The sequence below is a fragment of the Neobacillus drentensis genome (assembly GCF_036966985.1).
GTDB classification, from domain to species: domain Bacteria; phylum Bacillota; class Bacilli; order Bacillales; family Cytobacillaceae; genus Neobacillus; species Neobacillus drentensis_E.
This window is the reverse complement of sequence record NZ_JBALSN010000019.1, coordinates 1-6,304: the sequence shown is the minus strand read 5'-3', so window position 1 is coordinate 6,304 and position 6,304 is coordinate 1. Positions and strand designations below refer to the sequence as shown.

Annotated in this window: 2 protein-coding genes and 1 pseudogene; 2 read left to right on the top strand and 1 reads right to left on the bottom strand. The window is 36.8% G+C overall.

Translation table 11 applies throughout. The annotated features are described in order from the left end of the window. Positions 1-42: 42 nt before the first annotated feature. Both V7659_RS01080 and pyc read left to right on the top strand, forming a co-directional pair. Positions 43-1,251 carry an FtsW/RodA/SpoVE family cell cycle protein gene (locus V7659_RS01080; RefSeq protein ID WP_335537536.1) on the top strand — a complete coding sequence of 403 codons (1,209 nt, stop codon included), beginning with the start codon at positions 43-45 and terminating at the stop codon, positions 1,249-1,251. Positions 1,252-1,271: 20 nt separating this feature from the next. Continuing rightward, a pseudogene (gene pyc / locus V7659_RS01075) lies at positions 1,272-4,737 on the top strand (pyruvate carboxylase). Between the two features lie 37 nt (positions 4,738-4,774). Here pyc and V7659_RS01070 read toward each other — a convergent pair. Then, complete coding sequence (locus V7659_RS01070) at positions 4,775-5,683, bottom strand: COX15/CtaA family protein (protein ID WP_335537535.1); 909 nt, start codon at positions 5,681-5,683, stop codon at positions 4,775-4,777. Positions 5,684-6,304: the final 621 nt, after the last annotated feature.

The window sequence follows — 6,304 nt, the reverse complement described above, 5'->3', positions numbered from 1 at the left end:
AATAGAATGATATAAATCAATATTGAAAATGAGGACCATTTAATGCTAAAAAAAATATTGAAATCATATGATTATACTTTAATTATTGCTACTGTCCTTTTGTGCACCTTTGGACTGGTTATGATTTACAGTGCAAGCATGGCATCCGCCGTACAAAGATACGAAGTTCCAAGTGATTATTTTTATCAAAAGCAGAAAATTTGGTTGTTGATTTTTACACTAATTTTTCTTTTTACAGCAATTATGCCATATAAGGTAATGCAGTTTACAAAAGGGTTTCAGGTTCCTATGGTAATTGGGTCTATCGTTATCCTTTTAGGATTAATTCCTTTTGGAGTAATTGTTGGTGGTGCCCAAAGTTGGTATCAAATCGGCACATTTCGCCTGCAGCCATCTGAATTTGTCAAACTTGCGGTGATTATTTATTTAGCAGCAGTATACGCGAAAAAGCAAGCCTATATAAATCAACTGAATAAAGGTGTTCTTCCTCCGTTAATTTATTTATTTATCATATGCGGGATTATTATTTTACAGCCTGATTATGGTACAGCTTTTATTATTGCAGCAATTGCTGCAATGATAACCTTTTGCTCAGGGCTGAATCCTAAAAGTATCTTAAAATTACTAATCATTGCTCTTATAGTTTTGGTGCCAATTGGTTTAGTTGCAAAAGATAAGATATTTTCTGAAAAGCGTACTGACCGTTTTGCTATTTTAGATAATCCTTTTGCTGAAGATGTTGTAAATAATGCAGGTTTTCATCTAGCAAACTCATACATTGCGATTGGCTCTGGTGGTGTTAATGGATTGGGTTTGGGAAAGAGTATCCAAAAACTTGGCTATTTACCGGAATCACATACTGACTTCATTATGGCCGTTATTGCTGAAGAGTTGGGGATATGGGGTGTTGGTTTCGTAATTATACTCCTTTTCTATATTGTTTTAAGAGGGATATATGTAGGATTACAGTGTAAAGATCCTTTCGGAAGTCTTCTTGCGATTGGTATATCAAGTATGATTGGAATCCAGACATTTGTAAATCTAGCAGGAGTATCTGGAATAATTCCATTAACAGGGGTCACTCTGCCATATGTAAGCTATGGCGGGTCATCGCTTTTAGTACTTGCAGCAGCGACCGGAATCCTTGTTAATGTTTCTATGTTCAATAAATATGAAAAGAAATATAAAAATAACCAGGAACATATTGATAAACGGGTTAATCAAAAAGATGGTAAGGTTTTTTATATTTAATTAAAACGCGAAGGACATTTATGCTCTTCGCGTTTTTAAAAATACATAGAATAGAAGGTGCTTTTGTGACTAGACAAATTAATAAAGTATTGGTAGCCAACCGAGGGGAAATTGCCATAAGGGTTTTTCGTGCCTGCACAGAACTGAATATTCGAACTGTTGCGATTTATTCGAAAGAGGATTCCGGAGCTTATCATCGTTACAAGGCTGATGAGGCTTATCTCGTAGGGGAAGGAAAAAAACCAATTGATGCCTATTTAGACATTGACGACATCATTGCAATCGCCAAAAAAAGCGGAGCTAATGCCATTCATCCAGGGTATGGTTTTTTGTCTGAAAATATTCATTTTGCTAAGCGTTGTGAAGAAGAAGGAATTATTTTTATTGGACCTCAGGTAACACAATTAGATATGTTCGGAGATAAGGTCAAAGCAAGGCATCAGGCAGAGCTTGCCGGAATACCAGTCATTCCAGGAAGCCCAGGTCCGGTTAAAGAGGTAAATGAGGTAGAAGACTTTGTGGAAGNNGGCTTCTCTTGGCGGAGGCGGCCGCGGGATGAGAATTGTAAAACAAGTAGATGAAATCCGTGAAGCATTTGAAAGGGCAAAGTCAGAAGCAAAAGCTGCTTTTGGAAATGACGAAGTCTATCTTGAAAAATTAATTGAAAATCCAAAGCATATTGAAGTTCAAATTATTGGTGATAAGCAGGGGAATATAGTTCACCTTTTTGACCGCGATTGTTCCGTCCAAAGGCGCCATCAAAAGGTTGTAGAGGTTGCTCCAAGCGTATCCATATCTGACGAGTTACGAGGAAGAATTTGCGACGCTGCTGTAAAATTGATGAAAAATATAAATTACTTGAACGCAGGTACCGTAGAGTTTCTTGTTTCTGGAAATGATTTTTACTTTATTGAAGTAAATCCACGAGTTCAAGTAGAACACACAGTCACTGAGATGGTAACAGGCGTCGATATCGTCCAAACGCAAATATTGATTGCGGAAGGTCATGAAATACATGGTCCGATAGTCGGTATACCATTACAAGAAAAAATCCAAGTTAATGGATTTGCGATTCAGTCAAGGGTAACAACGGAAGACCCGCTAAATAATTTTATGCCTGATACAGGAAAAATTATGGCCTATCGTTCAGGTGGAGGTTTTGGAGTACGTCTGGATGCAGGAAATGGCTTTCAGGGTGCTGTTATTACCCCCTATTATGACTCATTATTAGTAAAACTATCAACTTGGGCATTGACCTTCGAGCAAGCAGCTTCAAAAATGGTTCGCAATTTGCAGGAATTCAGAATTAGAGGGATAAAAACAAATATCCCGTTCTTAGAAAATGTCGTGAAGCATGAAAAGTTTAGGAATGGCGAATATGATACTTCATTTATTGATACAACTCCGGAATTGTTTATTTTCCCGTTTCGTAAAGACCGTGGGACAAAAATGTTATCGTACATTGGAACAGTAACCGTAAATGGGTTCCCAGGTATTGAGAAGAAGAAAAGACCAGTATTTTCAAAGCCAAGAATACCTAATTTACCATATGATTTGCCGTATCAATCGGGGACCAAACAAATCCTTGATAAGTTCGGTGCAGAAGGTGTTGTCGAGTGGGTAAAGAATCAACCACATGTATTATTAACGGATACGACCTTTCGTGATGCACATCAGTCATTATTAGCTACCCGTTTGCGGACGACCGATATTCTACATATCGCTGAGCCCTCTGCAAAACTTTTGCCAGACTTATTTTCATTTGAAATGTGGGGTGGAGCAACTTTTGATGTGGCATACCGCTTTTTAAAAGAAGATCCATGGGACCGATTAGTATCACTTCGTAAAAAAATTCCAAATGTATTATTCCAAATGTTGATACGTGGTGCGAACGCTGTAGGATATAAAAATTATCCTGATAATCTGATCCGTGAATTTGTGGATCAATCTGCCTCAGGTGGAATTGATGTTTTTCGAATTTTCGATAGTTTAAACTGGGTAAAGGGAATGGAAGTTGCGATTGATGCAGTTCGACAAACTGGTAAAATTGCTGAAGCATCAATTTGTTATACAGGCGACATTTTAGATCAGACAAGGACGAAATACAATCTTCAGTATTATAAAAACTTGGCAAAAGAGTTGGAACTTCAAGGGGCACATATACTAGGAATTAAAGATATGGCTGGATTATTAAAGCCTGAGGCAGCGTACAGACTTATTTCTGAGCTAAAAGAAACAGTTAATATTCCAATCCATCTTCATACTCATGATACGAGCGGAAATGGACTTTATACGTATGCAAGGGCAATAGATGGAGGAGTAGATATTGTTGACACGGCTTTGGGAACAATGGCAGGCTTAACATCCCAGCCTAGTGCCAATTCATTATTTTATGCACTTGAGGGGACGCCGAGGAAACCACAAGTAAATATCGATGCGTTGGAGAAGTTGTCTTATTATTGGGAAGATGTACGCAAGTATTATCAAGATTTTGAAAGTGGAATGATTTCCCCACATACTGAAATTTATCAACATGAGATGCCAGGAGGTCAATATAGCAATCTCCAGCAACAAGCTAGAGCGGTTAGCCTCAGTGACCGTTGGGATGAAGTAAAAGAAATGTATGCACGGGTAAATCAGATGTTTGGGGATATTGTCAAGGTTACCCCTTCATCAAAGGTCGTTGGAGATATGGCATTATTTATGGTTCAAAATGATTTAACTGAGGAAGACGTGCTATTAAAGGGAGATACGCTGGATTTCCCGGACTCAGTTGTTGAACTATTTGAAGGATCGCTTGGCATGCCATATGGTGGTTTTCCAGAAGGCTTGCAACAAGTAATCTTAAAAGGAAAAAAACCATTGGAAGTTCGCCCAGGTGAACTGCTTGATTCTGTGGACTTAGAGAAAATAAAGGAAAAATTATTTAAAGAACTTGGCAGACAAGTGACTGATTTTGAGATTATTTCTTATGCTCTATATCCTAAGGTATTTATGGAGTACATGAAAATAGATGAACAATATGGCAATATCTCAGTACTTGATACACCAACATTCCTATATGGAATGCGACTGGGTGAAGAAATTGAAGTTGAAATTGAAACAGGGAAAACACTAATTGTTAAACTCGTCTCTATCGGTCATCCTCAAGCTGACGGTACGAGAGTAGTTTATTTTGAATTAAATGGTCAGCCGCGGGAAGTATCCATCAAGGATGAGAGTATTAAATCTACGGTAGTGGCTAGGTTAAAGGCTGATCCGAAAAATGAAAATCAATTAGCTGCAACGATGCCGGGAACCGTGGTTAAGGTGCTCGTCGAAAAAGGTGAAAAAGTGGAACGCGGTGATCACTTAATGATTACCGAAGCGATGAAAATGGAAACAACCGTTCAAGCGTCGTTTTCAGGGATTGTGAAGGATATTTATGTATCAAGCGGGGATGCAATATTAACAGGTGATCTATTAATTGAATTAACGAAAAACTAAAAAAGTTGCTAGGGATACATTATCCCTAGCAACTTTTTTACTGATAATTTCTTTTAGATCTCGAATATAACAAAAGGAAATAACTCAAAACTCCAAATAAGCAGGTAATAAAGAAAGCATGCAAAAGAGCAATATACAGATTTAAACTAGTAAAAATGATTAAAGCACCAGCAATCACTTGTAAGGAAACCAGGATGAAAGAAATTATCCATCCCCAATAAAGAACTTTTTGCTCTTTATAATGGCGGACCGTCAAAATAAGGATATAAGTAATCCAGATAAAAATCAGACCAGCAGCTGCCCGGTGCCCCATTTGCACCCATTCGTACAAGTTAGAGGGTAAAGCAGGGGCGTCATTTAAACATAATGGCCAGTCCCGACAAACCAGACTAGACTTCGTATGACGCACTAGTGCACCAGTGTAAATAACCAGATAACTATAAATGGAAACACCGACAATATGAACCCCCATTCGCTTATCAATATAAAGTTTTTCTGCATTAAATTTCTTATCAATTTCAAAAATTAAAAGTGTTAACAATAACACTGATGAAAAGGAGATAAGAGAAATACCGAAATGTAAGGCCAGGACAAAACTTGATTGTCCCCATTTTACTGCAGCTGCCCCAATTAATGCTTGTAAAAGTAAAAAGAAAAAGGAAAGGAATGAAAGAAATTTTGTTTCTCTTATATGCCCTATCGCCTTCCATGACCAAACCGATAGAATGAGAACCATAATTCCACCTACTCCGGAAACAAGCCTGTGGGCAAGTTCGATAGCCAATTCTGGTGTTATTGCCAACGGAAGGAATTTCCCATGACAAAGTGGCCAAGATCTTCCGCAGCCCATTCCAGAACCGGTCTTTGTCACTAATGCACCGCCAATTAGGATAAAAATCATTCCGATGGTAGTGGCAACCGCTAACCACTTCAAAGATCGTCGCAAAAAAGTCACCTCTTAAATAGTTCAATAATTTGTCATTGGATAAACCTGACAGTATAATAAATGGAAAAGACAAGATTATTAAATTCCCTATTAATAATACCGAATAATGTCGAAAATGAACAGAAATTAAGTAAGATTATTAAATAACTTTTATAAATAAAAAAGGTCCTGAATAATAAATAATTAACACTATTATTATAGTGGAAATAGTTGTAACTTTGCTTTTAGTCTGTTAGTAATAGATATGGGTATATTGTATAGAAGGTTTCTTTTTTTAAAATAAGAGGTTTTAACCGTAAAATTCATACCTCAGTCATTAAATAATGAATCCTGTCACAATTTTGTATAAAATTATTCAAAAAAAGTTCACAAAAATATCGGAAAGTGTGATTTAATATACAGAGAAAGTGTTTTGAAAATCACTATTCTTTTTTGATAATTATTATTCAAGTCGAAAAAAATTTATTGATTTTTTCTGCTGAGCATTCCTTTTTATTACAAATGAGGGCATAAATAATGAAGTATCATATTACTTACTTAAATGATGAATGTTTTCTTATTTAGGTTTAGGAGGAGAAACAAATGTCTAACTCTAAGGCTTACGGAGATGCTGCTATTGAT

What these genes read in the sequence shown, in the direction of transcription:
- V7659_RS01080 (WP_335537536.1), top strand. Translation starts at nt 43, where the DNA reads ATGCTAAAAAAAATATTGAAATCATATGATTATACTTTAATTATTGCT.